Origin of the sequence: Alcaligenes faecalis, from assembly GCF_041521385.1 — a bacterium.
GTDB lineage: Bacteria > Pseudomonadota > Gammaproteobacteria > Burkholderiales > Burkholderiaceae_B > Alcaligenes > Alcaligenes faecalis_E.
Map to the genome: position 1 here is coordinate 238,251 of NZ_CP168006.1, position 16,799 is coordinate 255,049.

19 protein-coding genes are annotated in these 16,799 nt (G+C 55.7%); 5 read left to right on the forward strand and 14 right to left on the reverse strand.

All coding sequences use genetic code 11. The features are described from left to right. The first annotated feature begins 24 nt into the window (after positions 1-24). The 5 genes from ACDI13_RS01105 (at position 25) to ACDI13_RS01125 (ending at position 3,362) form a co-directional block, all read left to right on the forward strand. Positions 25-1,611: a monovalent cation/H+ antiporter subunit D gene (locus ACDI13_RS01105; protein WP_316989743.1), complete on the forward strand. Its 1,587-nt coding sequence runs from the start codon at positions 25-27 to the stop codon at positions 1,609-1,611. Continuing rightward, on the forward strand, positions 1,611-2,096 hold the full coding sequence (locus ACDI13_RS01110; protein WP_316989736.1) for a Na+/H+ antiporter subunit E: 486 nt from the start codon (positions 1,611-1,613) through the stop codon (positions 2,094-2,096). Before ACDI13_RS01105 ends, ACDI13_RS01110 begins: the two co-directional genes overlap by 1 nt. Next, a complete protein-coding gene (locus ACDI13_RS01115; protein ID WP_009461751.1) occupies positions 2,093-2,374 on the forward strand; it encodes a K+/H+ antiporter subunit F in 282 nt (93 codons plus the stop codon). Before ACDI13_RS01110 ends, ACDI13_RS01115 begins: the two co-directional genes overlap by 4 nt. After that, a complete protein-coding gene (gene mnhG, locus ACDI13_RS01120; RefSeq protein WP_316989737.1) occupies positions 2,371-2,799 on the forward strand; it encodes a monovalent cation/H(+) antiporter subunit G in 429 nt (142 codons plus the stop codon). The genes ACDI13_RS01115 and mnhG overlap by 4 nt, the downstream gene beginning before the upstream one ends. Positions 2,800-2,984: 185 nt before the next feature. Continuing rightward, positions 2,985-3,362 (forward strand): hypothetical protein, encoded by a 378-nt coding sequence (locus tag ACDI13_RS01125; RefSeq protein WP_316989738.1) that lies wholly within the window; start codon positions 2,985-2,987, stop codon positions 3,360-3,362. A gap of 105 nt (positions 3,363-3,467) precedes the next feature. Here ACDI13_RS01125 and ACDI13_RS01130 read toward each other — a convergent pair whose 3' ends face one another. The 14 genes from ACDI13_RS01130 to ACDI13_RS01195 form a co-directional block, all read right to left on the reverse strand. Next, positions 3,468-5,303 carry a potassium transporter Kup gene (locus tag ACDI13_RS01130; protein WP_316989744.1) on the reverse strand — a complete coding sequence of 612 codons (1,836 nt, stop codon included), beginning with the start codon at positions 5,301-5,303 and terminating at the stop codon, positions 3,468-3,470. A gap of 54 nt (positions 5,304-5,357) precedes the next feature. Continuing rightward, the gene (locus tag ACDI13_RS01135) at positions 5,358-6,497 is read right to left on the reverse strand and encodes a HAMP domain-containing sensor histidine kinase (RefSeq protein ID WP_316989739.1); all 1,140 of its coding nucleotides are present in this window, start codon (positions 6,495-6,497) and stop codon (positions 5,358-5,360) included. Between the two features lie 39 nt (positions 6,498-6,536). Beyond that, entirely contained in the window at positions 6,537-7,217 is a 681-nt protein-coding gene (locus ACDI13_RS01140; protein ID WP_316989740.1) for a response regulator transcription factor, read from the reverse strand. A gap of 87 nt (positions 7,218-7,304) precedes the next feature. Next, positions 7,305-7,805 carry a biopolymer transporter ExbD gene (locus tag ACDI13_RS01145; RefSeq protein WP_316989741.1) on the reverse strand — a complete coding sequence of 167 codons (501 nt, stop codon included), beginning with the start codon at positions 7,803-7,805 and terminating at the stop codon, positions 7,305-7,307. Positions 7,806-7,807: 2 nt separating this feature from the next. Then, positions 7,808-8,665 (reverse strand): MotA/TolQ/ExbB proton channel family protein, encoded by an 858-nt coding sequence (locus tag ACDI13_RS01150; protein WP_316989742.1) that lies wholly within the window; start codon positions 8,663-8,665, stop codon positions 7,808-7,810. Between the two features lie 9 nt (positions 8,666-8,674). Further along, positions 8,675-9,448, reverse strand: a complete 774-nt coding sequence (locus ACDI13_RS01155; protein WP_316989745.1) for an energy transducer TonB — start codon at positions 9,446-9,448, stop codon at positions 8,675-8,677. Between the two features lie 250 nt (positions 9,449-9,698). Then, positions 9,699-10,796: a sulfate ABC transporter ATP-binding protein gene (locus ACDI13_RS01160; RefSeq protein WP_316989355.1), complete on the reverse strand. Its 1,098-nt coding sequence runs from the start codon at positions 10,794-10,796 to the stop codon at positions 9,699-9,701. Between the two features lie 18 nt (positions 10,797-10,814). Continuing rightward, positions 10,815-11,702 (reverse strand): sulfate ABC transporter permease subunit CysW, encoded by an 888-nt coding sequence (gene cysW, locus ACDI13_RS01165; RefSeq protein WP_316989354.1) that lies wholly within the window; start codon positions 11,700-11,702, stop codon positions 10,815-10,817. Continuing rightward, complete coding sequence (gene cysT, locus ACDI13_RS01170; RefSeq protein WP_316989353.1) at positions 11,699-12,613, reverse strand: sulfate ABC transporter permease subunit CysT; 915 nt, start codon at positions 12,611-12,613, stop codon at positions 11,699-11,701. Before cysT ends, cysW begins: the two co-directional genes overlap by 4 nt. Positions 12,614-12,638: 25 nt before the next feature. Beyond that, entirely contained in the window at positions 12,639-13,658 is a 1,020-nt protein-coding gene (locus ACDI13_RS01175; RefSeq protein ID WP_316989352.1) for a sulfate ABC transporter substrate-binding protein, read from the reverse strand. 151 nt (positions 13,659-13,809) lie between these two features. Continuing rightward, positions 13,810-14,397, reverse strand: coding sequence for a class I SAM-dependent methyltransferase (locus ACDI13_RS01180; RefSeq protein ID WP_316989351.1), 588 nt, complete (start codon positions 14,395-14,397; stop codon positions 13,810-13,812). Between the two features lie 31 nt (positions 14,398-14,428). After that, a complete protein-coding gene (locus tag ACDI13_RS01185; RefSeq protein WP_316989350.1) occupies positions 14,429-14,701 on the reverse strand; it encodes a hypothetical protein in 273 nt (90 codons plus the stop codon). A 224-nt stretch (positions 14,702-14,925) separates the two neighbouring features. Beyond that, positions 14,926-15,135, reverse strand: a complete 210-nt coding sequence (locus ACDI13_RS01190) for a cold-shock protein (protein ID WP_316989349.1) — start codon at positions 15,133-15,135, stop codon at positions 14,926-14,928. Positions 15,136-15,850: 715 nt separating this feature from the next. Next, entirely contained in the window at positions 15,851-16,207 is a 357-nt protein-coding gene (locus ACDI13_RS01195) for a hypothetical protein (protein ID WP_372372616.1), read from the reverse strand. Positions 16,208-16,799 lie beyond the last annotated feature (592 nt).

The following is a 16,799-nucleotide window of genomic DNA, read 5'->3' on the forward strand; positions in this document are numbered from 1 at the left end:
CCCGTCTTACCCGTTGCCATCCCCATGGTAGCGGCGGCACTGATGGTGATGCTTCGCGACAAGCGCCGTCACTACAAACTGCTGATCGCCTTTGGCTCCTTATTGGCCCAATTGTTTTGTGCCGTATATCTATTGTTACTGGCCGACGGCACACTGCCCCCGATCTGGCCGCAATCCGTTGGTGTTTACCTGCTCGGTGACTGGCCCGCCCCCTTTGGGATTGTGCTGGTCGTTGACCGGCTGGCCGCTTTCTTGCTGGTGCTGACCAATGTGCTGGCCTTTTGCTGTTGGTTCTATTCACTAGCCCGCTGGGATCGCGTAGGGGTGCATTTCCATTCCTTGTTCCAGTTGCTTCTAATGGGCTTGAATGGCGCTTTCCTGACGGGTGACCTGTTCAATCTATTTGTATTTTTCGAGGTTTTGCTGGCTGCGTCCTACGGTCTGATGCTGCACGGCTCAGGCGCCGCCCGCGTCAGTGCCGGACTGCACTACATTGCCGTCAACCTGATCTCCTCCTTCTTGCTGCTGATCGCCATCGCCCTGATTTACGGTGTCACTGGTACCCTGAACATGGCCGATTTAGCCCTACGTGCCGGCTCCATGCCCGACGCAGACCGCCTGGTGTTTGAATCCGCCATGGCCATCCTGGGTATCGCCTTCCTGATCAAAGCCGCCGCCTGGCCGTTGAACTTCTGGCTGCCCAATGCCTACGGCAATGCCAGTGCTCCGGTCGCTGCCATGTTCGCCATCATGACCAAGGTGGGCATTTACGCACTGCTGCGTATCGGCTCCCTGCTACTTCCCACGGGAGCCCCTGCCGCCTTTGGCGTAGCCTGGATGTTCCCGGCAGGTATTGCCACGCTAGCCTTCGGCGCTATCGGCGTAATGGCCGCACAACAACCCGAACGACTGGCCGGTTATTGCATCATTGTGTCCTCTGGCACCTTGCTGGCCGCTCTGGGTATGCCAGGAGTCATTCTGACAGGCCCTGCCCTGTATTACATGCTGAGCAGTGTACTGGCTCTGGGTGCATTTTTCCTGCTGTTGGAGCTGGTCAGCCGCACCAAACCCTTTGGTGCCGATCTGCTGGCCGTCAGCCAGGAAGTCTTTGATCTGGACGACCCGGAGTCCGACGACAATAGCGACGACGTGGTCGGCGTGGCCATCCCCGGCGTAATGGTGTTTCTGGGCATATCCTTTATTGCCTGTGCCTTACTGATAGTGGGCTTGCCACCGCTCTCTGGCTTTGTTGCCAAACTGTCCTTGCTGACAGCCGCCCTGAAAGCCTCGGGCCAGTCGCCCGAACCGCTGAACGCCTGGATTCTGACAGCCGCTGTGCTGATCTCAGGAGTGGCCGGTTTAATTGCCATGGTACGTGTGGGCATCCGTCTGTTCTGGAGCAATAGTTCCTTGACAATTCCCCGCCTGAAGCTGATCGAAGCTACACCCATTGCCAGCATTATTGTTGCTTGCGCGATCTTGAGCTGGTATGCCGGCCCCATCACAACGTACCTCGAACAGACGGCACAACAGTTGGATGAGCCTCGTATTTACATCGGCTCGGTCTTGCGGCAAAACCCCGTGCGTTCTGTCCAGGCGGAGGGATTCTGATGCGACGTTATACCAAACATCTGTTCCTGCCCTTGCTGCTACTGGGGCTGTGGCTGCTGCTAAATGACTCGCTCTCAGCCGGTTATGTGGTGTTGGGCCTATTCCTGGCCATCGCCTTGAGTTTGGCCGCCATTCCTTTCCGTCCGGTTAAAGCCAGCATCCGCCATCCCTTTCTGGCCTTGAAACTCGTCTGCCAAGTAACCAGGGACATTGTGCTGTCCAATATTGCCGTCGGCCATCTGGTGTTGAAAGGTAGCAAGGCACCTCGTCCCGGTTTTTTAGCCATTCCCCTGCGACTCACTGACCCGCATGCTCTGGCTGCCTTGGCCTGCATCATCACCTACACACCAGGTACCGTCTGGGCCGGCTTTGATTATGAAACCCGTATCCTGAGCCTGCATATTCTGGACTTACAAGACGAGCAGGTCTGGTTAGACACTATTCAGAAGCGTTATCAAGAACCGCTACTGGAGATTTTCCAATGATAGACATTGTTTACTGGGCCTGTCAGTTTGCCCTGGGCTGCTTTGTCCTGGGCATGGGCTGCGCTGTCATCCGCTTGCTAAAAGGCCCTTCCGCTGCCGACCGCGTGCTGGCGCTGGACACCATGTACATCAACGGCATGCTGGCCCTGTTAGCCCTGGGCATCCGTTTTGACTCCACCTTGTACTTTGATATCGCCTTGCTCATTGCCCTGTTTGGTTTCGTTGGGTCGGCAGCGATGGCAAAGTTTCTGCTACGCGCCGAGGTGATCGAACCATGAATACGACTTTGTTGCCTTGGTGGCTGGCCATCCCGGTCGCCCTTTTACTGGTACTGAGCGGCATCGTGGCGCTGGTGGGATCGGCTGGCCTGCTACGCTTCAAGCATTTTTACTCCCGCATCCACGCCCCCACCATGGGCAATACGCTGGGTACATTTTTTATGGTGCTAGCCGTGGCGATCAGCGCCAGCCACCTAATGAGCCGCCCTATCCTGCACCCGCTCATCCTGAGTGTCCTCTTGATCATTACCTCGCCAGTGACAACCATCCTTCTGATGCGCGCTGCCATCAAGCGAGAGCATCGCCAGCGCCTGGCTGAATATGGCCCGGATGAACCGGGCTACCTGGACATGCCGCACAAAGCGCCTCTTCCCACAGAAGTACTCGAACCGCACGCCAACGACCAGAGTCAGGTCAAGAAGTAAGCGTTTAGAAAAAGTTTATTACCCCCACTAGCCACTGCTCTACTTATACTACTGTGTGTCTATTGCGTATCGGGGAATGCCCCATACGCAGTCACCTTTGAGGCTTTGCAGCCTGCTGGTCATCCCTTCTCGTTACAGTGCTCGCCAAGCCGTTAATTCTCTTAGCAAGTTAAGGAGTGAGATCGATGAGTCTACGTCTACGCCCATCCCGAATTCTGAATGCAAGCTTGCTCAGCTTAGGTTTGCTATCGTCCGCAGCCTGGGCTCAAACCCCGTCGCAAGACTACCACCGCGATATCCAGCGTTGCGAGCAATTCACCGGGGAGCAACGCACCACTTGCCGTCGCGAAGCTGGTGCCGCCCTGCAAGCCGAGCGTCAGCACAAGCTGGACAAACGCGATCACAACATGGATGCCAACCGTCAGGCGCGTTGCCATCGTCTACCCGCTGATCGCCAGCAAGATTGCCTGAAAGCCATGACCGGCCAGGACACAACCGTGCGCGGTAGCGTAGAAGGCGGCGGTATTCTGCGCGAAACAACGACTGTGGTGCCTGCTCCGTAAGCCTGTTGTGCTGCAGACTGCCCGAACAGGTAGCCGCATAAAAGGAATGGGCCTTTTCAGGCCCATTCTTCATTTCTACTGGCGGTTTTTTCGAGCACTATCCATCTACAGCTCCACCTGTATACCCATCTCCACCACACGATTAGGCGGAATCTTGAAAAAGCGGGTACTGCGGCTGGCATTTCGAGCCATGAATGCAAACAAGCGACGACGCCAGCCCAAATACCAAGGTTGACGCGACTGAATCATCACTGTCTGACGCGACAGGAAATAGGACGTTTGCATAGGCTCCAGATTCAACTCCGGGTGCTCCAGGGCAATCTGCTCCAGCAATTGCGGCACATTAGGCTCCTGCTTGAAGCCCCAGGACGCCACCGCCTGCCAACTGCCACGGCTAAGGCGTTGCAAAGCATAACGCTCCCCAAACGGAACATAAGGCACACCGGCACTCGTCACGGTCAGGAACAAGACCTGCTCGTGCAGAACCTTATTGTGCTTCAGGTTATGCAATAAGGCCGGAGGCACAGAGTCGGGAATCGTGCTCATAAACACCGCCGTACCCGGCACACGGGTCGGAGCATACTCCTCCAGATTCAACAAAAACTCTTTCAGCGGCTGCTTGTTCTCCAGCAAGCGTTCGTGCAAAGCAGCGCGCCCTTGACGCCAGGTCAACATCAGGCCCAACAACACGGAGCCCACCAACAAGGGCAGCCAGCCACCCTCCATGATCTTGAGCGCATTGGCCGAAAACAAAAGCACGTCCAGAACCAGAAAGATCCCCAACAAACCCAACCAGGCCCAGCGTTTGACTCCGCTGGCACGGCGCGGCAGCAAAAGCAAAGCCAGCAAACTGGTCATCAACATGGTGCCTGTGACGGCAAAACCATACGCATGGGCCAGACGATCGGAGGAGCCAAAGCTCAGAACCAGAATCATCACGGCCACACACAGCAGCAAATTCACACGCGGCAGATAAATCTGCCCTTCTTCTTTTGCCGAAGTATGTTGAATTATCATGCGCGGCCAGAACCCAAGCTGAACGGCCTGGCGGGTCACAGAGAAAGCGCCAGAAATCACGGACTGGGACGCAATCACCGTCGCGACCGTGGCCAACATGACCATGGGCACCAAAGCCCAGTTAGGAGCCAGGAAAAAGAAAGGATTACGAATTGCCGTCGGATCAGAAATCAGCAAGGCCCCTTGACCGAAATAGCACAAAACCAGACAAGGCATCACGATCATGAACCAGGCTTTGCGTATCAAGGGACGACCAAAATGCCCCATATCGGCATACAAGGCCTCGGCACCGGTTAACGCCAGTACCAGCGCCCCCAGCAGCAAAAAGGTTTGCCAGGGTGCTTCAGCCACAAAGGCCACGGCCCAACGAGGATCCAAAGCCAGCAAGACTTGCGGGTGCTCAATAACACGCCATAACCCCAACCCACCCAACACCAGAAACCAGGTCAGCATAATAGGGCCGAACAGCTTGCCCATGGTCCCCGTGCCGTGCGACTGAATCAAGAACAAGGCCAGCAACACTCCCAGCGACAGTGGCACAATCCAGGGATCCAGCACATGGGATACCATCCCTATGCCCTCCAGCGCAGACATCACAGAGATGGCTGGTGTGATGATACTGTCTCCGTAAAACAAGGCCGCGCCGATCAGCCCCAGCACCACAATGATCTGACGACGTGGCCCTTGAATGGCGCGTGCAGCCAGCTCCATGAGTGCCAACGTACCGCCCTCCCCCTTATTGTCCAGGCGCAACACCACCGTGACATACTTGATAGAGACCACCACCGTCAACAGCCAGAACAACAAGGACAACACCCCATAGACCTGCTCGGCGCCGGGCTGTCCATAAGGACTCAAGGCCACTTTCATGGTGTAGAGCGGGCTGGTTCCAATATCGCCGTACACCACGCCTAACGCGCCCATCAACAAGGCGGCCTGAGCCGCTTTTTTGGGGTTTTCTGTTGCTGTGTTCAAGGCTTAATTTCCAATCAAAGTATCGTGCCGGGTCAGACGCGCGCCAATACGCGGACCGGGAAAAACAATGGTGATGCGGGTACCGGGAAAATCAGGACGGCTCATCAGGCTCCACCAGGCCCCATGCGCACGGGCAATTTCCTGCACAATGGCCAAGCCCAAACCGGAGCCACCCGCCTGCGTGCCAGGGGAACGGTAAAAGGCCTCAAACACGCGCTGCTGTTCGCTGGCCTCGATACCCGGCCCGTGATCCTCCACCGACAAGGAAGGCGGGTTACTGGCCACCCGCAAGACAATCCGGTCTGTCCCTAGCCCATAGCGCAGGGCGTTATCCATCAAATTCGACAAAAGTTCCCGCAATAGTATGGGGGCGGCATCAATCCAGACCGGCTTTTCAGGTGCCAGCAAATGGATTTCCACACCATGCTGACGCGCCTGCAAGAACCAGTCCCCGCCCTCCTCGCGCACCCACTCACACAAATCCAGACGCACAAAACTGTCCTTGATATTGTTGTCTGCATCGGTGCGCGCCAACACCAGCAACTGCTGGCCTAAACGAATCATTCGGTCTGACACACTTTTGATGCGCTCGGCCCGTTGGCGAATGTCCTCCGGCAAGGGTCGCGCCAGCATCAGCTCGGACTCGAGTTGCAAACCAGTCAGCGGGGTACGCAGTTGATGCGCTGCATGACCAATAAAACGTTTTTGCGCCTGCAGGGTATCACGCTGGCGTTCCAGCAGCTCATTAAAGTGCTCAACCAGCGGCACCACTTCCGCAGGCAAGGCACTGGCATCCAGGCGCTCAAAGTCATCATCGGAGCGGTTGCGGATCTGTTGTGATAAATCATCAATAGAAGCCAACTGGGAGCGAATCCCTGACAACAACACCCAGGCAATCAGACTGACCAGCAAGACCTGACTGAGCGCCATGGTCCAGAAGATATCGCGCAGCAGCCAATCTTCCAGGCTCATGCGACGTGTCAGTATCCAGGTAACACTCAAATCGAGCACCACCAGAATCGAGATTGGAGGAAACAAACGGCCCATCAATTTGCGGGCCAAAGAACCGGGGGCTAAAAAACGCTCCAGCCAGCCTCGCAACAAGGAGGTTTTTACCGCTGGAGAAAGATGCTGATCGGGCATGGTTGACCTGGATTTTCAGACAGCGGGGATGGGCGGCCATTATGCTTCGGCCACGTTCTCCACATCGAGCAAATAGCCAAAGCCACGCACAGTCTGTATAACCGCCCCGGTACCTTCCAGACGCTTGCGCAGACGATACACATAGACCTCGACCGCATTGTCGCTGAAATCAGCATCCCAGGCAGATAAGGAGTTGATAATTTGCTGCTTGGTAACGACACGGCCTGCGCGCATCATCAACATCTCCAGTACGGACAATTCCCGCACGGACAAAGTGACACGTTGGCCCGCACAGCGCAGCTCGCGGCCAATGGTATCAAAGCTCAAGGGGCCAACATCAATAACGGGCTGTACTTGACCGCTACGCCGGCGGCCAAATACGCGTACACGGGCAGCCAGCTCGGACAGGTCAAAAGGTTTGATCAGGTAATCGTCCGCACCCGCATCCAGCCCACCGACCCGGTCATCCACACCATCACGCGCCGTCAGAATAAGAACGGGAATGGCATTACCCTGTTGACGCAATTGGCGCAACACATCCAGACCGCTGATGCCGGGCAAGTTCAAGTCCAAAAGCAGAAGATCGTAGACCTGGGCAGCCAGCTCCTTCAAGGCACTTTCACCTTCCTGAAGCCAATCAACAGCGTAGCCCTGATCGTTGAGAAATTCCTGCAATGCGGCGCCCAGTATGGCGTCGTCTTCGATAACTAGTACACGCATTCGGGAGATTTTATTACGGAACTGGCCCCTCGCGTTGCCAATACACAGCGAGGGGCCAGAAAAAACAACACGAACCAGAACCAGGGATTACTGAGCGGGCACAGGCTCGACTGTCTGCTGGGTGGCTGCTGCACCATCCTTGCTTTCCCCGCCTTCACCCGCAGTCTTGCTCGTTGGGCCGGGACGAGTAATGAAACCCAGACGAGTCAGGCCGGAAGCCTTGGAACGGCTCATCACCTTGGCCAGGGTTTCGTAGCGCGTATCGGTATCAGCGCGGATACGCAGTTCAGGCTGAGGCTCATCCTTGGAGTAAGGAGCCAAGGTAGCGGTCAGATCCTCCAACGCAACGGGCTGCTCATTGACGAAGATCAGTCCTTCCGCGTCAATGGCCAGATCAATCGTCTTGGGATCTTGCTGAACCGGCTCGGACGTGGCCTGGGGTAACTGAATCTTGATAGAGTGTGACAGCAGCGGAGCGGTGATCAGAAAAATCACCAGCAACACCAGCATGACGTCAATCAGCGGCACCATATTGATCTCGGACAGCGCAGAGCCCGAGTTGCGATTGTCAAAGCTGCCAAAAGCCATGATTAGTCCTCCCGCTTGGCAGCCGCTGCCGAGCTCGATGCGGTACCGCCGCCCGACCTAGGGACACGACGCAGAACAGGCTGATTATCCTGCACAGGCTGACCCGTGGTCAGGAAAGTGAACAGGTCATGGGCAAAGGCATCCAGCTGCGACAAGTAAACACGATTGGTACGCACAAAAGCGTTATAGGCCAACACGGCGGGAATCGCCACGGCCAAACCCAGACCGGTCATGACCAGCGCTTCACCCACCGGCCCAGCAATCTTGTTCAAGGTCACGCCATCGGACAAACCGATATTGATCAGCGCGTGGTACACGCCCCAAACCGTACCGAACAAACCCACAAACGGAGCAGTAGAACCGACTGAAGCCAAGAGCGTCAGGCCATTTTCCAGCTTGGCGGTTTCCTCGTCCATGACTTTACGCATGATGCGCGAAACAAAAGCATCCGTAGAGCCTTTCTCTTCCAGACGCATGGCACCGTATTTCACATGGTGTTTTTGAGCATGAATAGCGTGGCTGGCCAAATGACTGAATGGATCACGTGCGCCGTGAGTGGCAATCTCGTTTTCAACCTGCTCCAGAGAGCTGGCGGACCAGAACTCACGCATAAAGCCTTGCGAACGGCGCTTCAGGCGGAAGGACAACACGCCCTTGACGATGATCAAGTACCAACTGGCAACCGACATCAAGGCCAAAATCACGAACAAGGTCTTGCCAACCACATCACTTTGCTGGATAAAGTGCAGCACCCCGGTCGCTTCCTCAGCGGCAGCAACACTGGCGACAGCCTGATCGGTAACAGGCCCTGCAACTTGTGCCAGGCTTACCCATACGCTTTGAAATAGTTCCTGCATCATTGATATATCCTAGTAAACAAAGTCGAAAGGAATATCGGCCATGGCACGATAGGCCACACCATTTTCCGTATACGGTTTAAAACGTGCTGTGCGTACTGCCTTCAACGCCGACTCATCCAGACGTTGATAGCCTGAGGAGCTTTGCACTTTGGCTTCCAGCACGGTTCCTTGGGTTGAAATTACTACACGAACCACCACGCGGCCCTGCTCACGTCGGCGCTCCGATGCCCGTGGATACACAGGCACAGGACGGCGCCCCAAATAATCCACACGACCGATCAGCTTAGGCCGGTCACCATCTGTCGAACGGGCGACGGTTTGGGCTGGGTTATCCGTTGCCGGGCCTGCTTGCGTGGCGGGAGCGGCTGGTTGAGCAGGTTGCGGCGTTTCTGCGGGCGGGACCTCGGGCTTGGGCTGTGGCTTGGGCTTAGGTTTTGGCTTGGGTTTTGGTTTAGGCTTGGGCGGCTCGGGAACAGGTGGTTTTTCCACGATAGGCTCTGGCTCGGGTTCCGGCTCAACAACCGGTTCGGGCTCAGGCTCGGGATCAGGCTCCACCTCCGGCTCAGGGTCAGGCTCCGGCTCGGCCACGACCTCTTCAGGAGGGGCGCTGACCTGCTCTTGCTGAACCGGGGACTCCGCCACTTCCACCAAGGTCACCCCAACGACATCGATAGGGGCGGGTTCGCCCACAATCTTGGGGGTTTCCGTCCACAAGATGGTAGCCACGACACCCACGTGCAATCCCAGAGCTAACACCAGCCCAGTTGCCTTCAAGGCCAGCATCGAGCGATTATTCTTTTGAGAAGCAATTCCGGTCATAATCCGTTCTACACATTCTGCAACCCGCATGGACCATGACGGGACCGGACAGGATGCCCAGTGAAGTATCGAATCTTAACAGAAACAGGAATGATTCTCAATACTGGATTCTTATAATATTTCCTGCTTACCATCCACCCCGCAACAGGCTCCAAGATACTAACGCAGACGGGCTGATCGTGGATCAGCCCGTCTGCAAACAACTTGCAAAAAATCAGGACAAACGCACTTCGGCCTGAGGCTCGATCGGAAAAGCACTGAACTTACGCGGCAAAGCCAAGGCCCGTTCACCCGGCCGCAAACCCAGCTGCGACCAACGCTGATGATCAAACTCGGCTTCCCAGGCTCGCTGGCCTTCGTTCAAGGCCAGCTCGACCCGCACCGTCGCCCCTAAAGGAATAATACGCTGCACGGCCACGACAATACCTTGGCCGTCCAACTGACGCTGCAAATCCAGATCGTGCGGACGCACATAACCCACCGCTTCACCCTGACCCGTACCCTGGCCATTCAAGGCCTGATTGGACTCGAATTGACCCAACTGGGGATCAGCCACAAAACGTCCATGTTGAAACTGGCCCGGCAAGCGATTTGCCGCCCCCAGGAACTCATACACAAACGGACTGGCTGGATGATTATAGACATCCTGCGGAGCACCTTCCTGTTCGACTCGGCCTTTATTCAGCACCACAATCCGGTCCGCCACTTCAATGGCCTCTTCCTGATCGTGTGTCACAAACAAGGTACTGATATGCAAATCGTCATGCAAACGACGCAACCAGGAACGCAGTTCCTTGCGCACCTTGGCATCCAAAGCACCAAAAGGCTCGTCCAACAGCAAGACCCCAGGCTCCACCGCCAAGGCACGTGCCAGAGCAATACGCTGTCGCTGACCACCCGACAAAGCGGCTGGATAGCGATCGGCCAGCCAGTCCAACTGCACCAGCTCCAATAACTCATGCACACGCTGACGAATCTGAGCTTCAGGCAAACGCTGCTTGCGTGGTTTGATACGCAAACCAAAGGCAACGTTCTCAAACACGGTCATGTGGCGGAACAAGGCATAGTGCTGGAACACAAAACCCACCTGACGATCACGTGTGCCCACTGCGGCCACATCCTTGCCGTTGATCAGGACCTGGCCCGCATCCGCATGTTCCAGGCCAGCCACAATACGCAGCAAGGTCGTCTTGCCGCAGCCCGACGGCCCCAGCAAGGCCACCAGCTCACCCGCTGGAAAATCCAATGTCACATCACCCAGTGCTGTAAACGCACCAAACTGTTTAGATAGATGACGAACTTCGATACTCATAATGAACTCCGAATGCGATCATCCCCGATGACCGTCTTGAACCATTTTGCGCTCGGCCCACAATTTAAGCGCCAACGTCAGTAAAGCCAAGACCGCCAGCACCGAAGCCGCCGCAAAAGCGCCCACCGTGTGATAGTCGTTGTACTCAATCTCTACATGCAAGGGCAGCGTGTTGGTCTGGCCCCGTATATGCCCCGATAACACTGACACCGCGCCAAACTCGCCCATGGCACGGGCATTGCACAGGATCACTCCATACAGCAAGCCCCACTTGATCTTGGGCAGGGTTACCCGCCAGAACATCTGCCTGCCATTGGCCCCCAGCACCCGCGCGGCCTGTTCTTCCTCACTGCCCTGCATTTGCATCAGTGGAATCAACTCACGCGCCACGAAGGGGAAAGTGACAAACAAGGTCGCCAAGACCAAACCGGGCAAGGCGAATACGATGCGGATATTATTCGCATCCAGCCAGTCCCAAAACGGGCCCTGCCGACCGAAAATCAATAAAAACATCAAACCGGCAATCACGGGCGATACCGAAAATGGCAGATCGATCAGCGTCGTCAGAATGCTTTTGCCACGAAACTCAAAGCGGGCAATCGCCCAGGAGGCAGCCAGGCCAAACGCAATATTCAACGGCACGGCAATCACGGCAACCAACACTGTCAGGCTGGCCGCATGCAAAGCATCGCTCTCGCCCAAAGCGGACAGATACGGCATGATGCCCCGGCTAAAGGCCGTCATGAACACCAGAATCAAGGGCAGCAGCAAAAACAGCACAAAGAACAACAAGGCAATACCAATCAAGATGGCTTTGACCACTGGGCCTTCATCCTGCGCTGCCCGCAAGCGCGCCGTCCGTACCGGCACCGCCTGCACGGTGGAGTCCAGCGTCAAGCTGCTCATCGTGCGCCCTCCAGCGATAAAGGCGCTGCCACCTTGGACGCCTTGGCATTGTCCTGGCCCGAATGACGCGACTGCAAGTACCACTGCAAGCGATTGATCGCCAGCAAGATAATGAAGGACAGCACCATCATCAACACGGCCAGCGCCGAGGCTCCGGCGTAGTCAAACTGCTCCAGCTTGATCACGATCAGCAAGGGTGTAATTTCCGAGACCATAGGGACATTCCCAGCAATGAAAATCACAGAACCGTACTCACCCACCGCACGCGCAAAAGCCAGAGCTACCCCCGTCAAGCAGGCAGGCAAGATAGCGGGCAGGATCACCTTGGTAACCGTCTGGAATCGATCGGCCCCCAGACAAGCACTGACCTCTTCCTGCTCCTGCTCCAGCTCTTCCAGAACCGGCTGCACGGTACGCACCACAAAAGGCAGACCAATAAAAACCAGGGCGATCAACACACCCCAAGGGGTAAACGCAATCTGCCCTACATACGGTTCAGCCCAGGAACCGATCCAGCCCGTAGGCGCATAAATCGCCGCCAAGGAAATGCCGGCTACCGACGTTGGCAAGGCAAAGGGCAAATCAATCAGGGCATCCACCATGCGACGCCCCGGAAAGCGGTAACGCACCAAGACCCAGGCCAGAATCAGACCAAACACACCATTGATCAACGCGGCCAACGCGGCCATCCCAAAGGTCAATTTCAAGGAAGCCAAGACACGCGCAGCACTGATGGTTTCCCAAAAGGTCGACCACGCCATGGAGGTGGTCTTGAGCCACACAGCAGACAAGGGGATCAGGACAATCAGGCTCAAATAGCTGATGGACAAACCCATCGTCAAGCCAAAGCCTGGCAAAGCCCGCTGCTTGCGGGCAGCGGGTAGAAATCCCCAACAACGAGCCTGTGACATCGAACGATCCTCGGTGATAGAGGGGTTACTTGCTCAAGTAGATGCTGTCGAACACACCACCATCGGCAAAGTGCTTGGCCTGAACCTGAGTCCAGCCGCCCAGCTCATCGTCGACCTTGTACAACTTCAACGCCGGGAACTGATCGCGGTACTTGGCGGCCACTGACTCCAGGCGAGGACGGTAAAAATGACGTGCGGCGATTTCCTGACCTTCCGAGCTATACAGGTATTCCAGATAGGCTTGGGCCACTTTTTCCGTGCCATGCTTGGCGGCATTGGCATCAACCAGCGCCACGGGCGGCTCGGCCAGAATACTGCTGGAAGGCACCACAATATCGAAGCGATCGGGCCCCAGATCCTTGACAGATAAGAGCGCCTCGTTCTCCCAGGCAATCAATACATCGCCAATGCCGCGCTCCACAAAGGTTGTGGTCGATCCACGCGCACCGGAATCCAGCACGCTGACGTTGCGATACAGCTTGGCCACAAAGTCACGGGCCTGCGCTTCATCCCCATTACCTTGCTTCAAGGCGTATAACCAGGCTGCCAGATAGTTCCAACGCGCCCCCGCCGAAGTTTTAGGATTGGGCGTAACCACCTTCACATCAGAGCGAATCAAATCGTTCCAGTCGTGAATCCCCTTGGGATTGCCCTTGCGCACCAACAGAACAATCGTGGAGGTGTAAGGCGTGCTGTTGTCTGGCAGGCGAGCTTGCCAGCCTTTGTCCAGCAGTCCGGACTGAGCGATCTGATCAATATCGGAAGAAATACCCAGTGTCACCACATCAGCGGGCACGCCATCAATCACGGTACGAGCCTGCTTGCTGGAGCCACCGTGGGAACTACGCATGACCACACTATCACCCGTTTGTTCTTTGTAATGCGCCTGGAAAGCCTTGTTGAATTCAGCGTACAGTTCACGCGTTGGGTCGTACGAAACATTCAGAATGCTGACCTCAGCCGCAACCGCCGTTGCCGCTGCCAGCACCAACGCCAGCAAAGCCCCCGCCCGAACGCCCTTCCACGTCTGTTGAATCCGCTTCATTTCCCATCCTCCAGAAACCATTTCCAAGCAATGAGAACGAGTCTAGCAAGGGTGTTACACCCGGCTAAATACCAATTCTTTGGTTAGATATAGCGGAGAGATGGAGGGGACCGAAACGGCTGCCAGATCCAGGATGCTCAGGTTCCGGGAATCAGCCTGGCAACTGCCCTTTTTCCAACACCAGCTCCCACATCGCTTTTTGCTTTATATATTTGTGCGATGTCATGTGCTGAACAGAAATCCGGCGCCATTCGACCCCAAATAACTGCTCTACGCTGGCCTGATCAAAGAAACGCTTGCAATTGCCTTGGTCGCAATAGAAGTTGGCTTCAATCAACTCGCCCTGCCCGGCACCGAAGTTCACATCCTCGGTGGAGTTCAGACGACATAAAAACAAAGCACCAGGCCGCAAGCTATTCCAGATTCTGCGCACAATGGCCTGGGTTTCATCCCATGGAAAATAATGCAGGGACAAGCTGGCCAGGACCAGCTCAAGATTGTTCGCCGCCTCCGGCCAGGGACCTCGCGTATCCCTGCACTCAATCAACGCCTCGGAAGCGCGTTGCAGCGCGATTGCCACACATTCGGGTGAGAGGTCAAAAGCCATCACCTTCAATCCTGCCTGGGTCAAGGTCAACGTATCGTCACCAAAACCACAGCCTATCTCCAGTACCGGCGAAGAAATTTCACGTTGAGCGATCAAGGGTAACCAGCGATCAAGCCAAGGGTCCGAATACATAAGCACGTTTCTCGTACAACAAGGGAAAAAATCAGGTCGCTGGGACGTCAAGGTCACGGACCAGTAAAATCAGGACAATCGCCGCCAACAGGCACTCGCCTACATTGAACCAAAGGTGCCAGGGCTTGGACTTGTCACTATTGCCCAATGCGTAACGTATCCCTCTGTCATTGATCCAGCCCAGGCACACGACCAGCACAGGCCACAAGATCCATAGCGGCGGGAAAAACAAAAGAAACATAAAGGCCAGCCATGCCAGAATCAAGGTGGCAAGAGGGGACAGGCAAGAAAGTAGTTTGCTCATGAAGACCCGAGGACCGCATATCGACAAGGCGTAGTGTTACCTGAATAGTCGCTGCGCTCAAGAGCAGGCAAAAAGCAGCGACAAGTTTGGCAAGGCTGCCAAATCATCCCGGCCCTACCTTGCCTTAGACCGGATAAGTAGAATTGAAAAAGCCGAACCCAATGTTTCAAAGGGCCCGGCTTTATTGATCAACGCAACGCTTGCCCAATCAGGCAAGCAGAGGATCAAATGATCGGGATCTGGGTAGCGCACGGGCCTTTCTGGCCTACGCCTGCAACGAACGAAACTCGTTGGTTCTCTTCAAGAGATTTAAACCCAGCACCCTGAATTTCACTGTGGTGTGCGAAGAGGTCTTTACCGTCACTTTCGGGCATGATGAAGCCGAAGCCTTTTTCGTGAGTGAACCACTTCACGACACCAATTTCTGTTTTCAATGTATGTCCTAATTAATCAGGGGAAAAATGTCCCTGGACACTCTATGGACGCTATTTGCAGGTATAGATAGCGCCGTTACAAATTAAACCGACGCCACACCTGCGCGAATCATCAACGAAGCATAGGAAGGGGGCTCGATATTCGGCCTCATGACTTTGCGCCCTGCTATACGTCGATATCCATGAGCACTGTGTTCATATCTGAATACCTATAGGTCACTTACTCGCAGGTAATGCACGAATTGACGTTGACCCCAGCTACGTCTCTCGCATGCTCTCCCCTGGAAGAAAGACAGGTCAAAAGCGCATTGGTGAGGAGCGTGTTGAACGACTGAATGCCGCCTTCCCTGGCTGGCTTGCCGCCGAATCTGGGAAGCTGACAACTGCAATCAGTTGCGCACCGCTCCCAGCATACGTATGGCCGGAATATCTCCCCCACTACCTCTAAGGGCCGTGGCCGGGAAGCCGGCCTCCCCGTGCAACTCTTTCAACACGTAAATGTGCTTGAGCAGTGGGTGCGTGAAAAAGTGGGTAGTGTGAGCCCGTACCGCATCAGGGGACTGACTGATAGCCGCAACAATATGTCTCCCACCATCAATGACGGGGTTTTTTTGTCGATGTGGAGTGCCAGAGTGTTGAAGCTGGCGGAGTCTACGTGCTTAAGGTCGCGGGTCGGTTAAATAGCCGCCTGATGCTTAACCCGGCACACAACCATTTAGACTAGAGAGCCCCACACTTGCACCAGCCCAAACAAATGCACCAGCCCGTAAACCAAACAGACCGCTGAACTGATCATGATGAACCGGCGACTTCGGCCGGTACCCGCCAGGGCCAATGGCCCAAGCAAACCGCGCAGCAAGTAGATCGAGGTAATCACGATCAATGCAGGTCGCAGCATGGGAAGGTGTCCGATCACGCCAGCAGCGGACAGTGCGTATGCTGCCCATGCCACAAGCACTAGGGCGATCCCTGCTGTAAACACCGCAGGAAACCAGCGGCCAGCCTGGGCCGCACGCACAAAGCGGTCGCCTGCGCCAAACAGTTGATACCAGGAAGGCCCAACAATGATCACCCCAACATGCAGCAGGGCAGCTATAAGACTGAGCCCAGCGCCGATCACAAGCATTAAGTTGTATTCGTTTGCCATTTCATCCTGACTTATTGCGGGCCTCCCCCAACTGGAGGGGGGGCTGCGTAATTTAGCATGCCAACCACTTCACCGTCGCATGAAAATGCACTCCAAAGCTGGCGGATACGGCAGATCAGTCCTTGTTCGCGGAAGTCGGCCCTCTTGAATGATCGCCAGTTTCCTTTCGTACTCACCGCGCTCAAGCCTACGGTCCTGCCCCATATCAACACATCCGCCACCCGACAGCGCAGCATCCTGCTTGATATGCGTACCCATCCAGTAACGAGACGCTGTGGATGATCAGAAAACTGGACGTAACCTTTTCTCACTCCCCAGTCGGTGCAACGTGCCCCCTATGCGGGCACGAATGGTAGCTGGCGCAGCAGCCCCACCCTTTTCATTTCTGATGATCCAATTATCTACCCAGCCGACAGTCATCCTGACCAACGGCCAATCGTCATGCATGCGCACAATCGTGCGTTGTGCTGCGACATCCTTCGGGGATGGATGGGTTTCCGATTGGCACTCTCTGTCC

Bases quoted from the DNA above. Each gene is read 5' to 3' on its own strand.
- cysW (WP_316989354.1), bottom strand. From the start codon at position 11,702: ATGAGCAGCTTGACGCTGGACTCCACCGTGCAGGCGGTGCCGGTACGG.
- ACDI13_RS01140 (WP_316989740.1), bottom strand. From the start codon at position 7,217: ATGCGTGTACTAGTTATCGAAGACGACGCCATACTGGGCGCCGCATTG.
- ACDI13_RS01110 (WP_316989736.1), top strand. From the start codon at position 1,611: ATGCGACGTTATACCAAACATCTGTTCCTGCCCTTGCTGCTACTGGGG.
- ACDI13_RS01125 (WP_316989738.1), top strand. From the start codon at position 2,985: ATGAGTCTACGTCTACGCCCATCCCGAATTCTGAATGCAAGCTTGCTC.
- ACDI13_RS01180 (WP_316989351.1), bottom strand. From the start codon at position 14,397: ATGTATTCGGACCCTTGGCTTGATCGCTGGTTACCCTTGATCGCTCAA.
- ACDI13_RS01130 (WP_316989744.1), bottom strand. From the start codon at position 5,303: ATGGGCGCGTTAGGCGTGGTGTACGGCGATATTGGAACCAGCCCGCTC.
- ACDI13_RS01160 (WP_316989355.1), bottom strand. From the start codon at position 10,796: ATGAGTATCGAAGTTCGTCATCTATCTAAACAGTTTGGTGCGTTTACA.
- ACDI13_RS01175 (WP_316989352.1), bottom strand. From the start codon at position 13,658: ATGAAGCGGATTCAACAGACGTGGAAGGGCGTTCGGGCGGGGGCTTTG.
- ACDI13_RS01185 (WP_316989350.1), bottom strand. From the start codon at position 14,701: ATGAGCAAACTACTTTCTTGCCTGTCCCCTCTTGCCACCTTGATTCTG.
- cysT (WP_316989353.1), bottom strand. From the start codon at position 12,613: ATGTCACAGGCTCGTTGTTGGGGATTTCTACCCGCTGCCCGCAAGCAG.
- ACDI13_RS01105 (WP_316989743.1), top strand. From the start codon at position 25: ATGGTAGCGGCGGCACTGATGGTGATGCTTCGCGACAAGCGCCGTCAC.
- ACDI13_RS01145 (WP_316989741.1), bottom strand. From the start codon at position 7,805: ATGGCTTTTGGCAGCTTTGACAATCGCAACTCGGGCTCTGCGCTGTCC.
- ACDI13_RS01155 (WP_316989745.1), bottom strand. From the start codon at position 9,448: ATGCTGGCCTTGAAGGCAACTGGGCTGGTGTTAGCTCTGGGATTGCAC.
- ACDI13_RS01115 (WP_009461751.1), top strand. From the start codon at position 2,093: ATGATAGACATTGTTTACTGGGCCTGTCAGTTTGCCCTGGGCTGCTTT.
- ACDI13_RS01135 (WP_316989739.1), bottom strand. From the start codon at position 6,497: ATGCCCGATCAGCATCTTTCTCCAGCGGTAAAAACCTCCTTGTTGCGA.
- mnhG (WP_316989737.1), top strand. From the start codon at position 2,371: ATGAATACGACTTTGTTGCCTTGGTGGCTGGCCATCCCGGTCGCCCTT.
- ACDI13_RS01150 (WP_316989742.1), bottom strand. From the start codon at position 8,665: ATGATGCAGGAACTATTTCAAAGCGTATGGGTAAGCCTGGCACAAGTT.